The sequence below is a fragment of the Enterobacter cloacae complex sp. 302F9 genome, assembly GCF_050030335.1.
Taxonomy (GTDB): Bacteria; Pseudomonadota; Gammaproteobacteria; order Enterobacterales; family Enterobacteriaceae; genus Enterobacter; species Enterobacter hormaechei_C.
The window spans coordinates 323,904-344,545 of record NZ_JBLGUC010000001.1 but is presented as its reverse complement, the minus strand read 5'-3'; the positions used below and the strand labels follow the sequence as shown (position 1 = coordinate 344,545).

Annotated in this window: 20 protein-coding genes; 6 read left to right on the top strand and 14 right to left on the bottom strand. The window is 55.4% G+C overall.

The window, feature by feature from the left end:
• Positions 1-44 precede the first annotated feature (44 nt).
• A complete protein-coding gene (locus ACQG0T_RS01655; protein ID WP_003860300.1) occupies positions 45-1,028 on the top strand; it encodes a quinone oxidoreductase in 984 nt (327 codons plus the stop codon).
• 184 nt (positions 1,029-1,212) lie between these two features.
• Here the strand turns inward: ACQG0T_RS01655 and pspG are convergent, their stop codons facing one another.
• The 4 genes from pspG to ACQG0T_RS01635 form a co-directional block, all read right to left on the bottom strand.
• Positions 1,213-1,455 (bottom strand): envelope stress response protein PspG, encoded by a 243-nt coding sequence (pspG, locus tag ACQG0T_RS01650; protein ID WP_058685903.1) that lies wholly within the window; start codon positions 1,453-1,455, stop codon positions 1,213-1,215.
• A 136-nt stretch (positions 1,456-1,591) separates the two neighbouring features.
• On the bottom strand, positions 1,592-2,587 hold the full coding sequence (gene dusA, locus ACQG0T_RS01645; protein WP_271040520.1) for a tRNA dihydrouridine(20/20a) synthase DusA: 996 nt from the start codon (positions 2,585-2,587) through the stop codon (positions 1,592-1,594).
• An 82-nt stretch (positions 2,588-2,669) separates the two neighbouring features.
• The gene (traF, locus tag ACQG0T_RS01640; protein ID WP_176601513.1) at positions 2,670-3,956 is read right to left on the bottom strand and encodes a conjugal transfer protein TraF; all 1,287 of its coding nucleotides are present in this window, start codon (positions 3,954-3,956) and stop codon (positions 2,670-2,672) included.
• Positions 3,957-4,148: 192 nt separating this feature from the next.
• Complete coding sequence (locus tag ACQG0T_RS01635; RefSeq protein ID WP_271040807.1) at positions 4,149-4,637, bottom strand: cupin domain-containing protein; 489 nt, start codon at positions 4,635-4,637, stop codon at positions 4,149-4,151.
• Between the two features lie 116 nt (positions 4,638-4,753).
• Here ACQG0T_RS01635 and zur point away from each other — a divergent pair, with 116 nt between their 5' ends.
• Entirely contained in the window at positions 4,754-5,266 is a 513-nt protein-coding gene (zur, locus tag ACQG0T_RS01630) for a zinc uptake transcriptional repressor Zur (RefSeq protein ID WP_006810484.1), read from the top strand.
• A gap of 47 nt (positions 5,267-5,313) precedes the next feature.
• Here zur and ACQG0T_RS01625 read toward each other — a convergent pair whose 3' ends face one another.
• The 4 genes from ACQG0T_RS01625 to ACQG0T_RS01610 form a co-directional block, all read right to left on the bottom strand.
• Complete coding sequence (locus ACQG0T_RS01625) at positions 5,314-5,523, bottom strand: CsbD family protein (RefSeq protein WP_003860314.1); 210 nt, start codon at positions 5,521-5,523, stop codon at positions 5,314-5,316.
• 119 nt (positions 5,524-5,642) lie between these two features.
• Positions 5,643-6,980 carry an MATE family efflux transporter DinF gene (gene dinF / locus ACQG0T_RS01620; RefSeq protein WP_252052070.1) on the bottom strand — a complete coding sequence of 446 codons (1,338 nt, stop codon included), beginning with the start codon at positions 6,978-6,980 and terminating at the stop codon, positions 5,643-5,645.
• A 63-nt stretch (positions 6,981-7,043) separates the two neighbouring features.
• Entirely contained in the window at positions 7,044-7,652 is a 609-nt protein-coding gene (gene lexA, locus ACQG0T_RS01615; protein ID WP_003860318.1) for a transcriptional repressor LexA, read from the bottom strand.
• A gap of 108 nt (positions 7,653-7,760) precedes the next feature.
• Positions 7,761-8,129 (bottom strand): diacylglycerol kinase, encoded by a 369-nt coding sequence (locus ACQG0T_RS01610; protein WP_017382619.1) that lies wholly within the window; start codon positions 8,127-8,129, stop codon positions 7,761-7,763.
• 154 nt (positions 8,130-8,283) lie between these two features.
• On the opposite strand from ACQG0T_RS01610, the gene plsB reads away from it, so the two are divergent.
• Positions 8,284-10,704, top strand: a complete 2,421-nt coding sequence (plsB, locus tag ACQG0T_RS01605; protein ID WP_003860322.1) for a glycerol-3-phosphate 1-O-acyltransferase PlsB — start codon at positions 8,284-8,286, stop codon at positions 10,702-10,704.
• A 92-nt stretch (positions 10,705-10,796) separates the two neighbouring features.
• Here the strand turns inward: plsB and ubiA are convergent, their stop codons facing one another.
• From ubiA to malK, 5 genes are all read right to left on the bottom strand, one after another.
• On the bottom strand, positions 10,797-11,663 hold the full coding sequence (gene ubiA, locus ACQG0T_RS01600) for a 4-hydroxybenzoate octaprenyltransferase (protein WP_252052072.1): 867 nt from the start codon (positions 11,661-11,663) through the stop codon (positions 10,797-10,799).
• Between the two features lie 12 nt (positions 11,664-11,675).
• Positions 11,676-12,173 (bottom strand): chorismate lyase, encoded by a 498-nt coding sequence (ubiC, locus tag ACQG0T_RS01595; RefSeq protein ID WP_015570175.1) that lies wholly within the window; start codon positions 12,171-12,173, stop codon positions 11,676-11,678.
• Between the two features lie 172 nt (positions 12,174-12,345).
• Positions 12,346-13,272, bottom strand: a complete 927-nt coding sequence (malM, locus tag ACQG0T_RS01590; protein ID WP_063413383.1) for a maltose operon protein MalM — start codon at positions 13,270-13,272, stop codon at positions 12,346-12,348.
• 114 nt (positions 13,273-13,386) lie between these two features.
• Complete coding sequence (locus tag ACQG0T_RS01585) at positions 13,387-14,694, bottom strand: maltoporin (RefSeq protein ID WP_026094413.1); 1,308 nt, start codon at positions 14,692-14,694, stop codon at positions 13,387-13,389.
• Between the two features lie 42 nt (positions 14,695-14,736).
• Complete coding sequence (gene malK / locus ACQG0T_RS01580; RefSeq protein WP_003860329.1) at positions 14,737-15,846, bottom strand: maltose/maltodextrin ABC transporter ATP-binding protein MalK; 1,110 nt, start codon at positions 15,844-15,846, stop codon at positions 14,737-14,739.
• A 371-nt stretch (positions 15,847-16,217) separates the two neighbouring features.
• Between malK and malE the strand changes: the two genes are divergently transcribed.
• The 3 genes from malE (at position 16,218) to malG (ending at position 19,979) form a co-directional block, all read left to right on the top strand.
• Positions 16,218-17,408, top strand: coding sequence for a maltose/maltodextrin ABC transporter substrate-binding protein MalE (malE, locus tag ACQG0T_RS01575; RefSeq protein ID WP_017382618.1), 1,191 nt, complete (start codon positions 16,218-16,220; stop codon positions 17,406-17,408).
• A 121-nt stretch (positions 17,409-17,529) separates the two neighbouring features.
• Positions 17,530-19,074, top strand: a complete 1,545-nt coding sequence (malF, locus tag ACQG0T_RS01570; protein WP_015570169.1) for a maltose ABC transporter permease MalF — start codon at positions 17,530-17,532, stop codon at positions 19,072-19,074.
• A 14-nt stretch (positions 19,075-19,088) separates the two neighbouring features.
• Positions 19,089-19,979, top strand: coding sequence for a maltose ABC transporter permease MalG (gene malG / locus ACQG0T_RS01565; RefSeq protein WP_003860332.1), 891 nt, complete (start codon positions 19,089-19,091; stop codon positions 19,977-19,979).
• Between the two features lie 98 nt (positions 19,980-20,077).
• Here the strand turns inward: malG and psiE are convergent, their stop codons facing one another.
• Positions 20,078-20,488, bottom strand: coding sequence for a phosphate-starvation-inducible protein PsiE (gene psiE, locus ACQG0T_RS01560; protein WP_000202963.1), 411 nt, complete (start codon positions 20,486-20,488; stop codon positions 20,078-20,080).
• Positions 20,489-20,642: the final 154 nt, after the last annotated feature.

The following is a 20,642-nucleotide window of genomic DNA, read 5'->3' as shown; positions in this document are numbered from 1 at the left end:
GAGATAAAGAGTGGGTCGAAAGATTACCACATTCTGGAGGAAGCATGGCAACACGTATTGAATTTCACAAGCATGGTGGCCCTGACGTACTCAAAGCGGTGGAATTTACCCCCGCTGCGCCTGGCGAGAACGAAATCCAGGTGGAAAACAAAGCGATCGGCATTAACTACATCGATACCTATATTCGCGGCGGCCTCTATCCGCCTCCGTCGATGCCGAGCGGACTGGGCACCGAGGCGGCCGGTATCGTCAGCAAAGTGGGCAGCGCGGTTAAGCACATTAAGGAAGGCGATCGCGTGGTGTACGCGCAGTCGGCGCTGGGCGCTTACAGCTCCATCCATAACGTTCCGGCCGAGAAAGCGGCGCTTCTGCCAAATGCGATCGGCTTCGAGCAGGCTGCCGCCTCATTCCTGAAAGGGCTGACGGTCTATTATCTGCTGCGCAAAACCTACGAAATTAAGCCTGACGAGCAATTCCTTTTTCACGCAGCCGCAGGTGGCGTGGGGCTGATTGCCTGCCAGTGGGCGAAAGCCCTGGGCGCGAAGCTGATCGGCACCACAGGCAGCGCGCAAAAAGCGCAGCGCGCGCTGGACGCGGGCGCATGGCAGGTGATCAACTACCGGGAAGAGAGCATCGTTGAGCGGCTGAAAGAGATCACTGGCGGCAAAAAGGTCCGCGTGGTGTATGACTCGGTGGGGAAAGACACCTGGGAATCTTCGCTGGACTGCCTGCAACGTCGCGGGCTAATGGTGAGCTTCGGAAATGCCTCCGGGGCAGTCACCGGCGTCAACCTGGGCATTCTGAATCAGAAAGGGTCGCTATACGTCACTCGCCCTTCCCTGCAAGGTTACATCACCAACCGGGAAGAACTTGAGGAAGCCAGCAACGAGCTGTTCTCGCTGATCGCCAGTGGGGTAATTAAAGTGGATGTGGCAGAGGCGCAGAAATATCCGCTGACCGATGCGCAGCGCGCGCATGAGGTGCTGGAGAGCCGGGCAACGCAGGGATCAAGTCTGTTAATTCCCTGAGCCATAAAAAGAAATTGGGCTTCCCGTGGGAAGCCCTTTCTTTTTTTAGTTCGGCTGTATGTAGGGTACAGCTCGATGAATTCTTTAGCGGCAGCCATAGTGACAGATTCGATAAGTAAATCCTATTCTGTTCTAAGGATTGCTGCCGGAAAAGTTGCAGGTATGTGACGTACCCCTCAATACCTTAGTAACGGAAGCGGTTATTACGCTGATAAGTGGGCAGTTTTGGCGATTTAATCGCCCGTATCGCCCATACCACTGCAATCGCCAGAAGTAACCACGGCAAGAGTTTAATCGTCAGGGCAAATAAACCGCCGATAAACATCACCACCGTGGCCACAACGAGCGCGGCCAGAATACCGAGCAGCGACACGCCCGTGACCATCAGCATGATAAAGAAGCCAATCACAAAAAGTAGTTCCAGCATGGTGCTCTCCCACGAGTTCCCGAATGATGCTGCGATCATTACAAGAAGCATGCCAAAAATAAGTCGTTGTTCTGAAAGCAAAACGCCCCGCAATGTATTGCAGGGCGTGGCGTATTTGACCATCTTTTAGCGAAATTTAACGTTTATCCGCAACCAGACGCAGCGCGTGTTCCAGGACCTCAATATCCGCACCGGCTTTATGCGCGTTCTCGCTGAGATAACGACGCCACTGGCGCGCGCCAGGAATGCCCTGGAACAGGCCAAGCATATGGCGGGTAATGTGGCCCAGATACGTACCATGACTCAGCTCGCGCTCAATGTACGGATACATGGCGCGCACTACCGCCACGGGATCGGTGTCAGCACCGTCAACGCCAAAGATTTCCCGGTCAACCATCGCCAGAATGCCCGGATTCTGATACGCCTCGCGTCCGACCATCACGCCATCCATATGTTCGAGATGCGCTTTGGCCTCGTCCAGCGACGTAATACCGCCGTTGATCGACATGGTCAGGTGCGGGAAGTCGCGTTTTAGCTGGTACACGCGCGGGTAGTCCAGCGGCGGGATCTCGCGGTTTTCTTTCGGGCTGAGGCCAGAGAGCCAGGCTTTACGGGCGTGGATGATAAACATCTCGCATTCACCCTTCCCTGATACGGTGTTGATGAAATCACACAGGAACTCGTAGCTGTCCTGGTCGTCTATGCCGATACGGGTTTTGACCGTAACCGGGATAGAGACGACGTCGCGCATCGCTTTGATACAGTCCGCCACCAGATGTGCATTACCCATCAGACACGCGCCGAACATACCGTTTTGCACACGGTCGGACGGGCAACCGACGTTGAGGTTAATCTCGTCATAGCCGCGTTCTTCAGCCAGCTTCGCGCACTGCGCCAGCGCAGCCGGATCGCTGCCACCCAGTTGCAGCGCAACCGGATGCTCCTCTTCGCTGTACGCCAGATAATCGCCCTTGCCGTGAATAATTGCGCCGGTAGTGACCATTTCGGTGTACAGCAGCGTATGGCGGGAGAGCTGACGCAGGAAATAGCGGCAGTGTCTGTCCGTCCAGTCGAGCATTGGCGCAATGGAGAAACGGTGTGCAGGGAAAGCGGTCTGGAGTTCTGACGACATGACGAAGTTTTAAGCATCTGGTGGAAAAGGGGCGCTACTATAGCACAAAGAAAAGCCGGAGGCGCAGCGCCTCCGGTGTACTTTAGAACGTCATGCTCAACTGTGCCCCTGCGCCCCAGGTCTCGTCTTCGCCATAAAGCCCCATCAGGTCAACGTGGACGGAGTTGAACGGCGCGAAACCGACACCGCCGGTAAAGACGTTGCTGTCGTTCCCTTTCATATCCGCACGATAACCGGCGCGTACTGCCAGCCAGCTCAGCGGCGTGACTTCGGCACCAACGCCAACGTACTGGGAGGTGTCTTCGCTTTTAAAGCCCTTGGTTTCGGTCAGATCGCCATCTGCGGTCAGCGTGACCAGATCGTTGTGCCAGGCGGCCCCGGCAGTGACCAGCGGACGGATCTGATAAGTGTCTTTATAACTCACCACCTCTCCCGTACGCCCGTTGCGGATGCGGATATCTTTGGTATCGATATCGCGCGACATCAGGTTTTGCCCGCTCACGCCGACCGTCCAGTTTTCACCGAAATCAGCAGCAATACCGGCATCGACGTTGAAGCCAGTGTCGTCGGTACGGTAGCGGCTGTCGTTCCACTTATTACTGTCGTAATCGTAGATTGAAGTGGTGTAGTTATAGAGCCAGGTTTTTTGCAGCTTCGGCGTGACGCCAACGGAAACCGGAACGCCGCCAAGATCGAACTGACGGGCCACCGCAATACCGTAGTCGGACACAATCGCCGCCCGACCAGACGCCGTAGAGTTAAGGTTTTTGGTGATCTGATCGGTACCGTTTAGCGCGGCATCCAGCGCCACACCGGCAGCCACCGCATCGCTTCGTTGTATACCGCGCAGATAATCAATGTCCTGCTGATCGATTGAAGAGCTGACCCGGCCATGGGCATAGCCTTTTGCCATAAAGGCCACGGAAAGAACATCGTTAGGGATACTGACGGCAATCCCTGCCCCAGCGGTGGCGTGTGCGGTCTTGCCTTTCAGGTAGTCCAGTTCATCAGCGAGATCTTTCGCTGCGCCTTGGAACTGATTGATCGAACCTAATGGATTGGTGATAACTTCAATGGGGGTCAGACTATCAACCACATCCTTGTAATGATTGATTTTGTCGTTAATGGTATCAATCTCGTCCTGAAGATTGTCTTCATCGGTCACCTGCACGCCAACGGACGGCAAAATGACCGTCACATCATCCTCTGGCTTAGATTTTGCCAGTAACGCGGGGTTGATTAACGCCCCGCTGCCATAGCTCCCTGCCGCGACACCCGTTCCGCCCATTGCGTCGCTACGCGCTTCCGTCCAGGTATTGGCTGCTCCCGCCTGATTTGCCATAAAAAAGGAGACAGCGATGCTAACCATCGAAAATTTAAAATGTTTTTTCACAGTGTGCTCGTAAATAGTTTGTTATTAGTTAACCCTGTCTGTTATCACCCAAACAGGAACGAACTATTGCTGTGAATAAGTGCAAAAAGACCCGCTATTTCCTTAAGTTAAATTCCATCCCGGCCTGTTGTAATATGTGACGACCATCAATATTTATAGAAGAGGAAATTATTTTCGCCCAGGTTTTCCATCGTGCGGCCCAAAAAACTGAGGCGGATGGTCGACCCAGCGGTCTTCGCGCGTCGCGGCATACACCGGATTGAGCGGATAGTAGATGCGGTTATGTTTTTTATTGGCCTCACCCACCACCAGTAAGCGCACCTCTTCATCGGTATTGTTGATAAAGGTGTGACACACGCCCGTCCCGGCTGGAAATCCCACGCTGTCTCCGGGTTCGAGCTTCCATAAATAGCCATTGATCCAGGCCTCAGGGTAACCCTCCAGAACGTAAACAAACTCCTCTTCGTCGCTTTCCGCATGCGGATAAGACGTACGGCGTCCGGGTGGCAGCCGTTCATGGTGAATACCAATGCGGCCGAGACCCAGCCTGCGGGCCAGCGGCGCGCCAACAGAAAAACGTTCGTTGCTGTCAGAATACGTTGCGTCATCGGCGCCTTCCACGTCCCGCCAGTGCCGAATACAGTCAGGTCTTTTCATCATGCGATCTCCCGATTTGCGATGCGTCAGGTATAGCACAGCCTGGGGATCTCGGTGTTTTTAGCAGAACATGATAAAGTGAAGGTTTTCACCCCTTACCATATCCGAGGTGCCCGATGGACAAGTCCACAAAAGAGCTGTTAGCGCAAGCTGAAAAGCTGTGCGCGCAACGCAATGTGCGCCTGACCCCGCAGCGCCTTGAGGTACTGCGTCTGATGAGCCTGCAACAGGGTGCCATCAGCGCCTACGATCTGCTCGATCTGCTGCGTGAAAGCGAGCCGCAGGCAAAACCGCCGACCGTTTATCGGGCGCTGGATTTCCTGCTGGAGCAAGGGTTTGTGCATAAAGTGGAATCAACAAACAGCTATGTGCTGTGCCATCTTTTTGACCAGCCAACTCACACGTCCGCCATGTTTATCTGCGATCGCTGTGGTGTGGTGAAGGAAGAGTGTGCGGAAGGTGTGGAAGATATTATGCATACGCTGGCAGCCAGAATGGGCTTTGCGCTGCGCCATAATGTGATTGAAGCCCACGGCTTATGTTCTGCCTGCGTGGAGGTGGAGTCATGCCGCCATCAGGATGCCTGTCAGCACGATCACTCTATCCTGGTGAAGAAAAAGCCGCGTTAAAGCCAAAGAAAAAGGCGGCTCAGGGCCGCCCTTGGGGATAGTGCCGGTTACCAGCGGTAGTCGTTACGGGTTTCCCAGTCTTTGACTTCATTTTCCGCCTGATCTTTTTCGTAACCGTAGCGCTCCTGGATTTTACCTACCAGCTGATCGCGCTTACCTTCAATGACGGTCATATCGTCATCTGTCAGCTTACCCCACTGTTCTTTCGCTTTACCTTTGAATTGCTTCCAGTTGCCGCCGATTTCGTCTTTATTCATAATCGTGTCCTCGTGTTAAGCGTCTATGAGTATCGTCCGCTTCGTTCTTTTCTGCTGGACGTGATTATTATTGTAGTTAAGGATTCGGCAATTGTTTTTATATTCGGAATCTTTAACCGTTACGATATATCGTGCGGGGCTGGAAACCAGGTATTGTTTCGCCAGTGACGATGCCAGATAACGGCCAGCGAAAGGCCACGCAGTGAGAGAAACACCGCCAGCGCCAGCCACAGACCATGATTGCCGAGATACGGCAGGGTTAGCAGCGTCAGGCCGAACCCCGCCGCCGCGACGGCCATGCTGTTGCGCATCTCCGCCCCTCGCGTCGCACCAATAAACATGCCGTCCAGCAAATAGCACCACACGCCCACCACCGGTAATACTACCTGCCAGAGGATGTAGCGATCGGCCAGCTCACGTAGCGCGGGCAACGAGGTGAGTAACGCGACAATATGCCCACCAAAACAGGCGTATACCAGAGCAAAGACCAGCGCCACCAGGCCCGCCTGACGACAGGCAGCACGCCAGACTTCGCGTAACTGGCCGCTTTCACGCGCGCCATAGGCCTGCCCTGAATGCGCCTCCACGGCGTAAGCAAAACCATCCAGCGCGTAAGCGGTAAAGGTCAGTAATGTCATGAGCACTGCGTTGACGGCAACGATCTCAGGCCCAAGACGCGCACCAAAAACGGTTAATGCACCAAAGCAGAGTTGCAGCAGAAGCGAACGGAGCATGATGTCGCGATTAAGCGCCAGCAGCTTACGAATGTTGCCGTGCCAGGCCGATTTCAGCAGATCCAGGGTGATGCCGCGCATCGCCAGCACGCGCCAGACCATCCCCAAACCGATCAGCAGCGTACCGTACTCGGCAATCGCCGTGGCCAGCGCCGCGCCCCGGACGTTCATGTGCAGTCCCATCACCAGCCAGAGATCGAGCACAATGTTAAGCAGGTTGCCCACCACCAGCAGGATCACCGGCGCACGGGCGTACTGCACGCCCAGCAGCCAGCCCAGCAGGACCAGGTTTGCCAGTGAAGCGGGCGCGCTGAGCAAGCGAATTTCGAGGAACCGCCGGGCCTGTTCCAGTACGGCATCGCTGCCACCTACAATATGGAGCGCAAGATCAATCAGCGGCGTACGCAACAGAACGATTAACGCGCCGGCACCGAATGCCAGAATGAGCGGCTGAACCAGCGCACGCGCCAGACGCAGGGGATCTTTTGCACCATACGCCTGGGCCGTCAGGCCTGTCGTACTCATGCGCAGAAAAAGCAGCAGCATAAAGAGGAAGCTGGTCGCTGTTGCGCCGATCGCGACGCCGCCAAGATAAATCGGCGAATCGAGATGCCCGATAACCGCCGTATCCACCAGCCCCAGCAGAGGAACGGTAATATTGGAAAAAATCATTGGTAGCGCAAGACGCCACAACGCCTTATCGGCAGAAGTTAGCAATGCCATGGAAATTACCGGAATCAGAAAACAGGCCAGGCTGTAGAGGAACTACAGCCTGTCAGGAAGAGATTACAGCCATTCACCGTTGCGGATAACGCCGACCGCCAGTCCTTCAATAGAGAAGCTCTGCTCGCGGAGATCCACCACAATCGGGGAGAATTCATTATTTTCAGGCAGAAGCTGCACGGTATTGCCTTGTTTCTTAAGGCGCTTAACCGTCACTTCATCATCAATGCGCGCCACCACGACTTGCCCGTTACGCACATCCTGCGTTTTGTGTACCGCCAGCAGATCGCCATCCAGAATACCGATATCTTTCATGGACATTCCGCTAACGCGCAGCAGGAAATCGGCGCTCGGCTTGAACATGCCTGGGTCAACCTGATAGTGCCCTTCGATGTGCTGCTGCGCCAGCAGAGGTTCACCTGCGGCTACGCGACCCACCAGCGGAATACCGCTCTCTTCTTCCACAAGCAGACGAATGCCGCGTGAGGCGCCGGAAACAATCTCAATCACGCCCTTACGCGCCAGCGCTTTAAGGTGCTCTTCGGCAGCATTAGGAGAACGGAAGCCCAGACGCTGCGCAATTTCTGCACGCGTGGGTGGCATACCCGTCTGGCCGATATGATCCCGAATGAGATCAAACACCTCTTGCTGCCTGGTCGTTAACGCTTTCATACCGCCCCCTGGGTGTATATACAGTTATGCTGTGAGTATATACAGTCAAAGACGATTTTGGAACCAAAAACTGCACAAAAAACCAGGGACTTAATTATTCCTCGAGGCTCATCGGAAATGCGACCAAAGCAGCGTGACCCAGGTGATCGCCGCAGTGATAATCGCCAGCAGTACGGCAGCGGAACCCATGTCTTTCGCCCGGCCAGACAGTTCATGGAATTCCGACCCGATTCGGTCAACAACGGCCTCAATAGCGCTATTCAGAATTTCCACTATCATCACCAGAAGGACAGATCCGATGAGCAGTACGCGGGTGATAGCATCAACATCAAGGAAGCAGGCGATGACAACGGCAACGATTGCGGCAACCGCTTCCTGGCGGAAAGCGGCTTCATTAACCCATGCCGCGCGGAAACCTTTCCATGAATAACCGGCAGCTTTAATGATTCGAGTTAACCCAGTGGTATTATTGGCCATTAAAAGAACCTTTTATGATAAATAGCGTCTGTAACTAAAGCCGCAGCGCGTTTTGCTGCAACCTGAAGTATGACGGGTAACAACAGAAATTTTGCGCGCTTTCTGTTATCCTTGCGCCGCAATTGCATTATTAACCAGAGGCTTTACATCGTTTATGTCCGGCTGGCCACGAATTTACTACAAATTACTTAATTTACCATTAAGCGTCCTGGTAAAAAGTAAGTCTATCCCAGCAGAACCTGCGCTGGAATTAGGGCTCGATACGTCGCGCCCTATTATGTACGTTTTGCCTTATAACTCGAAGGCAGACCTGCTGACGCTTCGCGCTCAATGTCTGGCGCACGATTTACCTGACCCGCTTGAACCGCTGGAAGTCGACGGTACGCTGCTGCCGCGCTACGTGTTCATCCATGGCGGGCCGCGCGTGTTCACCTATTACACGCCGAAAGAAGAGTCCATTAAGCTGTTCCATGATTACCTCGATCTGCACCGCAGCAACCCCGATCTGGACGTGCAGATGGTGCCGGTGTCGGTGATGTTTGGCCGTCGTCCGGGGCGCGAAAAAGGGGAAGAGAACCCGCCGCTGCGTATGCTCAACGGCATTCAGAAGTTCTTCGCCGTCTCCTGGCTAGGACGCGACAGCTTTGTCCGCTTCTCACCTTCCGTTTCACTGCGCCGCATGGCGGATGAACACGGCACTGACAAAATCATTGCGCAAAAGCTGGCGCGCGTTGCGCGTATGCACTTTGCACGTCAGCGTCTGGCGGCCGTTGGACCACGTCTCCCGGCACGTCAGGATCTGTTCAACAAGCTGCTGGCTTCCAAAGCGATTGCCCGTGCCGTAGAAGACGAAGCGCGCAGCAAGAAAATTTCGCACGAGAAAGCGCAGCAGAACGCGATAGCGCTGATGGAAGAGATCGCCGCGAATTTCTCCTACGAGATGATTCGCCTCTCTGACCGTATCCTTGGCTTCACGTGGAACCGCCTCTATCAGGGGATTAACGTCCACAACGCCGAGCGCGTGCGTCAGTTAGCGCACGACGGCCACGAGATTGTCTATGTGCCCTGCCACCGCAGCCACATGGACTACCTGTTGCTCTCTTACGTGCTCTATCACCAGGGGCTGGTGCCGCCGCATATTGCTGCCGGTATCAACCTGAACTTCTGGCCAGCAGGCCCGATTTTCCGCCGTCTGGGTGCGTTCTTTATTCGTCGTACCTTTAAGGGTAACAAGCTTTACTCTACCGTCTTCAGGGAGTATCTGGGCGAGCTGTTCAGCCGCGGTTATTCCGTGGAGTACTTTGTTGAAGGCGGTCGCTCGCGTACCGGTCGTCTGCTCGATCCGAAGACCGGCACGCTGTCGATGACCATTCAGGCCATGCTGCGTGGCGGTACGCGTCCTATCACGCTGGTGCCTATTTACATCGGTTATGAACACGTGATGGAAGTGGGCACCTACGCGAAAGAGCTGCGCGGTGCGACCAAAGAGAAAGAGAGTCTGCCGCAGATGCTGCGTGGGCTGAGTAAACTGCGCAACCTCGGCCAGGGCTACGTGAACTTTGGCGAGCCCCTGCCGCTGATGACATATCTGAACCATCATGTTCCGGAGTGGCGCGAGTCTATCGATCCTATCGAAGCGGTACGTCCGGCCTGGCTGACGCCAACGGTCAACGGCATTGCATCCGAGCTGATGGTACGCATCAACAATGCTGGTGCGGCAAACGCCATGAACCTGTGTTGTACTGCGCTTCTGGCCTCCCGCCAGCGTTCACTGACCCGCGAACAGCTGACCGAGCAGATTGACTGCTACCTGGATATCATGCGCAACGTGCCGTATTCCGTTGATTCGACCGTGCCGTCTGCCACCGCCAGCGAGTTGATCGATCACGCGTTGCAGATGAACAAGTTCGAAGTCGAGAAAGATACGATTGGTGACATCATCATTCTGCCGCGCGAGCAGGCCGTGCTGATGACCTACTACCGCAATAACATCACGCACATGCTGATGCTGCCGTCGCTGATGGCGGCCATTATTACCCAGCACCGCCGTATTTCGCGTCAGGAGCTGCTGCGCCATATTCAGGCCATCTACCCAATGCTGAAAGCGGAGCTGTTCCTGCGCTGGAGTAAGGATGAACTGGCGGCAGAGCTCGATAAAATGACGGCAGAGATGCATCGTCAGGGGCTGATTACCATCAGTGATGATGAACTGCATATCAATCCGTCACGTTCCCGTACCTTGCAGCTTCTGGCTTCCGGTGCGCGTGAGACGTTGCAGCGCTACGCCATTACCTTCTGGTTGCTGAGTGCAAATCCGTCCATCAACCGCGGTACGCTGGAAAAAGAGAGCCGGACGCTGGCCCAGCGCCTTTCCGTTCTGCATGGCATTAACGCCCCGGAATTCTTCGACAAAGCGGTATTCAGCTCCCTGGTGCTGACGCTGCGCGACGAAGGGTACATTAGCGATACGGGCGATGCCGAGCCGGAAGAGACGATGAAGGTTTACCAGATGCTGGCAGAGCTGATTACCGCGGATGTGCGTTTGACGATTGAGAGTTCGACGCAGGGCGAATGATGCTAAAGCCGGGTGGCGCTAACGCTTACCCGGCCTACATGTTCCGCTAAATCGTAGGCCGGGTAAGGCGAAGCCGCCACCCGGCTTTTTTATCACCCGTAACTCATCGCCAGGCCCAGAAACAGCACCAGCCCGACGTAGTTATTATTCAGAAACGCTTTAAAGCAGGCTTCACGCTCGCGTTTCGCGATCAGCTTCTGCTGATACGCAAACAGCAGCCCCGCCACCAGTACGGACCAGTAAAACTCCCAGTTCAGTCCGTTCAGGCGACCAATCGCCACCATCAGCGCCAGCACCGCCACCTGCAATATGCCGATGATAAGTTTGTCGTGACGACCAAACAGGATCGCCGTCGATTTGATGCCAATCTTGAGATCGTCATCGCGATCGACCATCGCGTATTGGGTATCGTACGCAACGGCCCAGAGAATATTCGCCAGGAACATCAGCCAGCAGCTGAGCGGAACGGACTCGCTGACCGCGGCAAACGCCATGGGAATCGACCAGCCAAATGCCGCACCCAACACCACCTGCGGCAGATGGGTGTATCGCTTCATGAACGGGTAAACCCAGGCCAGCGCCAGAGCAGCAACGGACAGCAGAATGGTCATGGTGTTAAGGGTTAACACCAGCATAAAAGAGAGAAGCACCAGCACCACAAACAGAATGCGCGCCTCTTTCCCGGTCACCTGACCGCTCGGCAGAGGACGATTCGCGGTGCGCTTAACATGTCCATCAAATTTCCGGTCAGCATAGTCGTTAACCACACAGCCCGCAGCGCGCATCAGCCAGACGCCCGCCACAAACACCGCCAGGATCCACAGCGGCGGCACGCCCGGCGTGGCAACCCACAGCGCCCATAAGGTCGGCCACAGCAGCAGCAGCGCGCCAATGGGTTTATCAGTACGCATCAGGCGGTGATAGGCCAGCAGCTTATTCTGCGTCAGACTCCACTCCATTTTTTCTCCCTCTTAGTACAACGGCGATGCAGGCAAAAAGAGTTCCGTCAGTATTAACGGCTTGCCACTCAAACGAAGGCGGGAACGGCGCCCCCACAAATCGGCATCGCAACCAATTTCAATAAAATCACGGGTCAGTTCAGACGAGGTGAACAGATAGCGCCCCAGGGGCGTTTTGCCGAGGCGTTGCAATGCCAGCTCCGGCCCGGAAAGTGTAGACTCAGGAACCACCGTCCGCCCGGCAAGCCACGGCTCGCCATCGGCACACAGTAAAATTTCACGCAGCCAGTAGCGTTCTTCCTGCGGCAGCAGCGGCAGCTCGCTGGCAATCTCCGCAGGCGAGACAAACCCTTCCTGAATCATCGTCACCGTGACCGTTTTACCCTGTTGCTCAAAACGTTTTGTCATGGAATCTTCCAGCAGCAGCCAGTCCAGTTGCTCCGGGTCAAGCGCGGGTATTTGGTCGAAATAGCGTAGCGCACGCAGCTGCGTTAGCGCGGGGTGTGACATGCCAGACTCTCCGATACATAACGTAAAGGCATTGTATCGCAGATTGGCAAAATGAGGACGGACAAACCAAATTTAGCGATCACTATCGCAACAATGGTGCAACTTAGCCAAAAAAAGTGCGCCCACTCAGGCGCACTAAACGACTAACAAAATCAGCACTGTGGGGAGACGGTTACCCCTTGCCTTTTACACTGCTGATAAAGGTGGAACGGGCAGTGGTTGAACCTAAACGCTCGGCTTCATCAAGCAGTTTCAGCGCTTTATCGACATCGCCGTTTTTAACCGCCTGCTTGATGGCGTTGTTAAAGTAAGTTTCAGTATCGTTAAGCACGGGCTCGGCTTTTTTCGCCGGGGCCGGTGCTGCGGCTGGCGCGGCGTACACAGGCGCGGCAGTATTACCCACCGTTACCGGACCCGGGCCAGATGAGCCAAACAGCGGGCCTACGAGTACGCTGGAGGCGCTGTTGGTGGAGACTTTCAGCTTGATCAGACCATCGGTGGTATGACGGGCAAGCGGGTCCGGAATATCCGGGACAGAGTTCCCCGTGCCTTTCGCATAGGCTTTTGCCGGGTCAACAAGCTTCGTTGTCTGTTGCAGATCTTTTTCAGTCGTGAACACCAGGACATAAATCTTCTGCTGACCCAGGGCTGGCGTCAGGCGCATAACGCCTTCCAGCCGATCGGCACTCATGACGCCAGGCTCCTGATAGCTGAAATAGTCACTTGGGAAGAACGCGGATGGCGTCATGTTCTGATCGAGGATCAGCACGTTAGGCGCGAAGACGCTGGTCTGTTTATTGACTTCACTGGTCAACGTCAGGGTCAGCTCGCCGATATTCGCCGGCACGCTGAAAGCCGCGACCGGACCGCTGATACCCGGCACGTTCAGTGACTGGCCCCCCGCTGAAAGCTGGGTAGTTTGTGTTTTCGATTGATCAACTGGCGTCCACACCAGTTGCTGAAGTGCCGCAGCCGGAATAGCTGGCGCAGCGCTGGTATTTTGAGGAACAAAATTCACATCTGCAAAGGTGACCGCAGGCGCACAGGCCAACAGCCCCGCAGAGAGGCACAGCGCGACGAGACTTTTCTTCATTTTCATTGTTATTACCTCTGATAGCGTGAGCACTGCGGTGGCCAGGCAATAGCGCGCAGCACCCTAAGGAGAGAGGGGCTTGCGCCCCTCTTTTCAGGTCATTACGTCAGGCTTGACGAATTACCACCAGATTTCCATCTGGGCGCCGAAGGTCCACTCATCGTTGTCGCCACGGCTGAAGGTTTTCGCGGAGGTGTCGCTATACGCTACGCCAGAGGTGTAGCCCGTATCGCCGTTGTTCGCGTAGCCCCATTTCTCATCCCACTTCGCATAGGTTGCGAAGACGCGGATAGCCGGACGGGACCAGATGCTGTCGCCTGCCTGCCATTGCTGTGCCAGGGTGATTTTGTACTGGCTGTTTTTGTCGTCAGTTTTCTGAGATTTAACGTTGTCGTAGCCCACTTCCAGCAAGGTGCTCATGATCGGCGTCCATTTGAACATTGGACGAACACCCACGGTCCACCACTCGGTACCGTTGTTGTTGTCACGATCGATGTTCTGGTACATACCGACGTACATCAGGTCCCAACGGTCTGCCAGGGTGATTGCACCGTGGTCCAGCACGCGCCACATAGAGCCGTCGTTATCGATGCTGCCGCCCTGTGGAATACCTTTACCGTTAGAGGTCATGGAGTCCGTACCGTATTGCAGCACGAACTTGTTGAAGCCTTTCATCATGCTCTGGGTGTGTTCAGCGGTGAACAGCCAGCCATCTTTAGAGGCGCCAGGTTGCAGATAGTAGTCGTCAGGAATGTTGGTATGACCATAGTCAACGCCCAGCTCCAGCGTACCGCCCGGGTTGGTTTCCAGACCGGCTAAACGCACGTCGAAGACGTCGTTTGGTACTACGTTGTCATAAATACGGTCACCGTTCGCATCACGATCGGCGAAGGTCGCAGAACCGCCGGACTCAGAAGAACGGGTCGCTGCAAGAGAGAGTTTACCAAAGCCCAGATCGATGTTTTCAATACCGGCACCAGGACCAGAGATATCCCAGTAGTAGAAGTCGATCATGTGTACGTCATGACGCTGATAGAAGCGTTTACCGGCCCAGATGGTAGAGCCTGGCAGCCATTCAATCAGGTTTTTACCCTGCACGTTAGCTTCACGGAAGGCCGGGCTGGTGGATTCCCAGTCATTCTGTTGAGAAACGGAGTACGCTACGTTGGTGTCGAAATAGAAGCTTTTGTCGCCTTCTTTCCACACTTCCTGGCCCAGTTTCAGTTCGGCGTAGGTTTCACATTCGTTACCGAGACGGTATTTACTTTGTGCGCCTGTTGCCTGGAAACATTGTTGTTCACCGCCACTTCCGGTCCAGCCAATGCCGGAACGAGCATAACCTTTAAAGTCTACGGCGCCCGCCTGGGCAGACAGGATGCCTGCCGCAATGGCGACAGCCAGAGGGACTTTGCGCAGAGTAATCATTATTCTATCTCCTGAGATCATTGCTTTTCTTTGTAATTGGAATGCTTAAACGCCTGGCTCTTTGTGCAACCGACGACATGCAGTGCCATCCTCACGGAACAGATGGCAGCGCTCTGGCGGCAAACCGATAGCGAATGTGGCACCCTCTTCTACCAACACCACGTCATTCTGGCGGTAGACCAGGTTCTGACGGATGGCGGGGATCTGGATATGAATCTGTGTTTCGTGACCAAGCTGTTCGACGACCTGAACTTCACCTTCCAGCGTCACATCAGCGATGTGGCTCGGCAGTAAATGCTCAGGGCGGATACCGAGGGACATATTGGCCCCCACCTGTACGTTGGCGCTGTCGACCGGCAGCCAGACTTGCTGACGGTTTGGCAGCTCCACCTGTACCTGTTCGATTGCCGTCGCGGTCACTTTTACGGGCAGGAAGTTCATCTTTGGCGAGCCAATGAAGCCCGCGACAAAGCGGTCTGCCGGGTAGTGATACAGCTCCAGCGGTTTGCCCACCTGCGCCACGCGACCGGCGTCCAGCACCACGATTTTGTCGGCCAGCGTCATCGCTTCGACCTGATCGTGGGTGACGTAAATCATCGTGCGTCCAAGGCGTTTGTGCAGACGGGAGATTTCGATACGCATCTGGACGCGCAGGGCGGCATCCAGGTTAGAGAGAGGTTCATCGAGCAGGAACACGCGCGGCTCGGCCACCAGCGTACGGCCGATCGCCACACGCTGACGCTGACCACCGGAGAGCGCCTTCGGTTTACGCTCCAGCAGATGTGCCAGCTGGAGCACTTCCGCCACCTGGGTGACGCGCTGGTTAATGGTCTCTTTTTTCGCGCCGGCCAGCTTCAGGCCAAAGGACATGTTCTCGGCAACGGAAAGATGCGGATAAAGGGCATAAGACTGGAACACCATGCCCACGCCGCGTTCGGCTGGCGGGATGTCGTTCATTCGGGTATCACCAATAAATAAATCGCCACTGGTGATGGTTTCAAGACCGGCAATCATACGCAGCAGAGTCGATTTACCACAGCCTGATGGACCCACGAACACCACAAACTCACCTTCGTGGATGTCCAGATTGATGTCTTTTGACACCACTACGTCGCCCCAGGCTTTCGTTACATTACGCAGCTGTACGCTCGCCATGCCCTTCTCCCTTCGTTACAACCTGTCACCGACAGAAACATTCAAGATAAGTTCACTATGCGTGTTCCATTACTTTCGTGAATCCTCCACCCCCCGGCTTTTTTATGGGGGAGGAGGCGGGAGGATGAGAGAGCAGGCTCTGCGACCGCAGCGGAGGGGCTGAGGCGAAAATCGTGAAGCGGCCTGCAAAATTCAGTGGGTTTTTATGTGCGCCAGCACTCATAACTTAAATTTATGTTACAGGGATCACACAAACAGGGGGTGGGGCGTAGGGACTGGGAGGATGGAAAGAGGATGTCAAATAAGGAGACTGAGTCACGTTGAACCACCTTATGTATCCACGAGCACATCACCAATAAAGGATGGCAGATATGAAGATCAAGACTGGCGCACGCGTTTTCGCATTGTCCGCCCTCGCAGCAATGATGATTTCCGCACCGGCTCTCGCCAAAATTGAAGAAGGTAAGCTGGTTATCTGGATTAACGGCGACAAGGGCTATAACGGTCTGGCCGAAGTGGGCAAAAAATTCGAGAAAGACACCGGTATCAAAGTCACCGTAGAACACCCGGACAAACTGGAAGAGAAGTTCCCGCAGGTTGCGGCAACTGGCGATGGTCCGGACATTATCTTCTGGGCGCATGACCGTTTCGGGGGCTACGCGCAGTCTGGCCTGCTGGCAGAAGTTACGCCAGACAAAGCCTTCCAGGACAAACTGTTCCCGTTCACCTGGGACGCCGTTCGCTATAACGGCAAGCTGATCGCTTACCCAATCGCGGTTGAAGCGCTGTCTCTGATTTACAACAAAGACCTGGTGCCAAACCCGCCGAAGACCTGGGAAGAGATCCCTGCTCTGGATAAAGAGCTGAAGGCGAAAGGTAAATCCGCCCTGATGTTCAACCTGCAAGAGCCGTACTTCACCTGGCCGCTGATTGCTGCCGACGGCGGTTACGCGTTCAAGTTTGAAAACGGCAAATATGACGTGAAAGACGTGGGCGTGGACAACGCAGGCGCGAAAGCGGGTCTGACCTTCCTGGTTGACCTCATCAAGAACAAACACATGAATGCGGATACCGACTACTCCATCGCGGAAGCGGCGTTCAACAAAGGCGAAACCGCGATGACCATCAATGGTCCGTGGGCCTGGACCAACATCGACAAGAGCAAAATCAACTACGGCGTGACCCTGCTGCCAACCTTCAACGGCAAGCCGTCTAAACCGTTCGTGGGCGTGCTGAGCGCAGGCATCAACGCCGCCAGCCCGAACAAAGAGCTGGCGAAAGAGTTCCTCGAAAACTACCTGCTGACCGATCAGGGTCTGGATGAAGTGAACAAGGACAAGCCGCTGGGCGCCGTTGCGCTGAAATCCTTCCAGGATCAGCTGGCGAAAGATCCGCGTATTGCGGCCACCATGGATAACGCCCAGAAAGGCGAAATCATGCCGAACATCCCACAGATGGCTGCGTTTTGGTACGCCACCCGTACCGCGGTCATCAACGCTGCAAGCGGTCGCCAGACTGTCGATGCCGCACTGAAAGATGCTCAGGGCCGTATTACTAAGTAAGTCTGAAAAACGGCGGGTGGCGCGTGCGCTTACCCGCCCTACGACTACGGCACGATCCGTAGGTCAGGTAAGCGCAGCGCCACCTGACGATAAGTTTCCACCGTTGTAGAGGAAGAACCCCATGGATGTCATTAAAAAGAAACACTGGTGGCAAAGCGACGCACTGAAGTGGTCAGTGATAGGTCTGCTGTGTCTGCTGGTGGGTTACCTTGTTGTTTTAATGTACGTGCAAGGGGAATACCTGTTTGCCATCATGACGCTGATTTTAAGCTCGGTTGGCCTGTATATTTTCGCCAACCGTAAAGCGTACGCCTGGCGCTATGTCTACCCGGGCGTTGCCGGGATGGGGCTGTTTGTCCTCTTTCCGCTGATCTGCACCATCGCGATTGCCTTTACCAACTACAGCAGCACCAACCAGCTCGCGCAGGAGCGTGCCACCCAGGTGCTTCTGGATCGTTCTTACCAGGCGGGTAAAACCTTTAACTTCGGCCTGTATCCCACGGGTGACGAGTGGAAGTTAGCGCTCACTGACGGTGAGAGCGGCAAAACCTATCTTTCCGACGCGTTCAAATTTGGCGGCGAGCAGAAGCTGGCCTTAAAAGAGGCTGCGGCCCTGCCGGAAGGTGAACGTGCGAACCTGCGTATCATTACCCAGAATCGTCAGGCGCTGACCCAGCTCACCGCCGTGCTGCCCGATGACAGCAAAGTAACCATGAGCTCGCTGCGCCAGTTCTCCGGCACGCAGCCGCTTTATACTCTGGCGGATGACGGCACGCTGACCAACAACCAGAGCGGCGTGAAGTACCGTCCGAACAACGATATCGGTTTCTATCAGTCGGTGAATGCCGACGGCAGCTGGGGCGACGACAAACTCAGCCCGGGCTATACCGTCACCATCGGCTGGGACAACTTCACCCGCGTATTTACCGACGAAGGCATCCAGAAACCGTTCTTCGCCATCTTCGTCTGGACGGTGGTCTTCTCGGTGCTAACCGTGATCCTGACCGTGGCCGTGGGCATGGTGCTGGCCTGCCTCGTGCAGTGGGAGTCCCTGAAAGGCAAAGCGATTTACCGCGTGCTGCTGATTCTGCCCTACGCCGTGCCGTCGTTTATCTCGATTCTGATTTTCAAAGGGCTGTTTAACCAGAGCTTCGGTGAAATCAACATGATGCTGAGCGCGCTGTTCGGTATCAAACCGGCCTGGTTCAGCGACCCAACCACCGCTCGCTCGATGATTATCATCGTGAACACCTGGCTCGGTTATCCGTACATGATGATCCTGTGCATGGGGCTGCTGAAGGCTATCCCGGACGACCTGTACGAAGCCTCGGCGATGGACGGCGCGGGTCCGTTCCAGAACTTCTTCAAAATTACCCTGCCGCTGCTCATTAAGCCGCTGACGCCGCTGATGATCGCCAGCTTCGCCTTTAACTTTAACAACTTCGTGCTGATTCAGCTGTTGACCAACGGTGGCCCGGACCGTCTCGGCACCACCACGCCGGCAGGCTATACCGACCTGCTCGTGAGCTACACCTACCGCATCGCCTTCGAGGGCGGCGGCGGTCAGGACTTCGGCCTGGCGGCGGCGATTGCCACCCTGATCTTCCTGCTGGTGGGCGCCCTGGCGATTGTGAACCTGAAAGCCACACGTATGAAATTTGACTAAGGAGGGCACTGAACATGGCAATGGTACAACCCAAATCTCAGAAACTGCGCCTCCTCGCGACGCACTTAGGCCTGCTGATTTTCATCGCGGCGATCATGTTCCCGCTGCTGATGGTTATCGCCATCTCCCTGCGCTCGGGGAACTTCGCCACCGGGAGCCTGATCCCGGACGAAATCTCCTGGGAGCACTGGAAGCTCGCGCTGGGCTTCAGCGTGGAACATGCGGATGGCCGCGTCACGCCGCCGCCGTTCCCGGTGCTGCTGTGGCTATGGAACTCGGTGAAGGTGGCGACCATCACTGCGATCGGCATCGTGACGCTCTCCACCACCTGCGCTTACGCCTTCGCCCGTATGCGTTTCCCGGGCAAAGCGACGCTGCTGAAAGGGATGCTGATTTTCCAGATGTTCCCGGCCGTGCTGTCGCTGGTGGCGTTGTATGCCCTGTTTGACCGTCTTGGGCAGTATGTGCCGTTCATCGGCCTGAACACTCACGGCGGCGTGATCTTCGCCTATCTTGGCGGCATCGCCCTGCACGTGTGGACCATCAAAGGCTATTTCGAAACCATCGACGGTTCGCTGGAAGAAGCGGCGGCGCTGGATGGGGCGACACCGTGGCAGGCGTTCCGTCTGGTGCTGCTGCCGCTGTCGGTGCCGATTCTGGCGGTGGTGTTTATCCTGTCGTTTATCGCCGCCATCACCGAAGTCCCGGTCGCCTCACTGCTACTGCGCGATGTGAACAGCTACACCCTTGCCGTCGGTATGCAGCAGTACCTCAACCCGCAAAACTACCTGTGGGGCGACTTTGCCGCGGCGGCCGTCCTCTCTGCCATCCCGATTACCGTGGTGTTCCTGCTGGCCCAGCGCTGGCTGGTCAACGGCCTGACGGCGGGCGGTGTGAAAGGTTAAGTTTCATTTGTTATGCCACTGCAACCCTCAACTTTAGACGTATTGTATTGAACCAACTTGTGACTGTTATTCGGCGGCCTCCGGGCCGCCATTTTTTTTTATTCGCGTTTCAGCCGCTTCGAGTTGCACAGCCAGAGGGTGATCACCAGCAGCAGGATCGCCGCCGAGTAGATCAGCACGTCGAGCGGGGATTTATGATCGACGATGATCAGCCGCACAATGGCGGTGATGCCAATGTAGACAAAATAGCGCAGCGGGAAGTGAAAGCCGGACTGAAAGTACTTCACAATCAGGGCGATAAATTCAAAGTAGAGAAAGTAGACCACCAGGCCTTCCACCAGCGCGTATTTGCTGGTTTGCTCAGGGGCGAACAGCACATCCGCCAGATGCACCGTCTCTTTACCCAGAAAAACGACCAGGATCAGGCCAAGGCTCAGCAGACCGAGGTTCAGCACGGTCTGGAGTATCGTTGAGATAAACTCAACGCGCGGACGCGTCAGGGATGTCATACAGCACCTCATTCTCCAGGGCGAGGTTCCTGTATAACGCAAAAATGTGACGGGGATCTATATTTTTTGTTTATGTTTTGTCCAGATGAACATTCTTGCCGGGCGGCACTGCGTTTGCCCGGCCTACAAAAACACTCTCGTAGGCCCGGTAAGC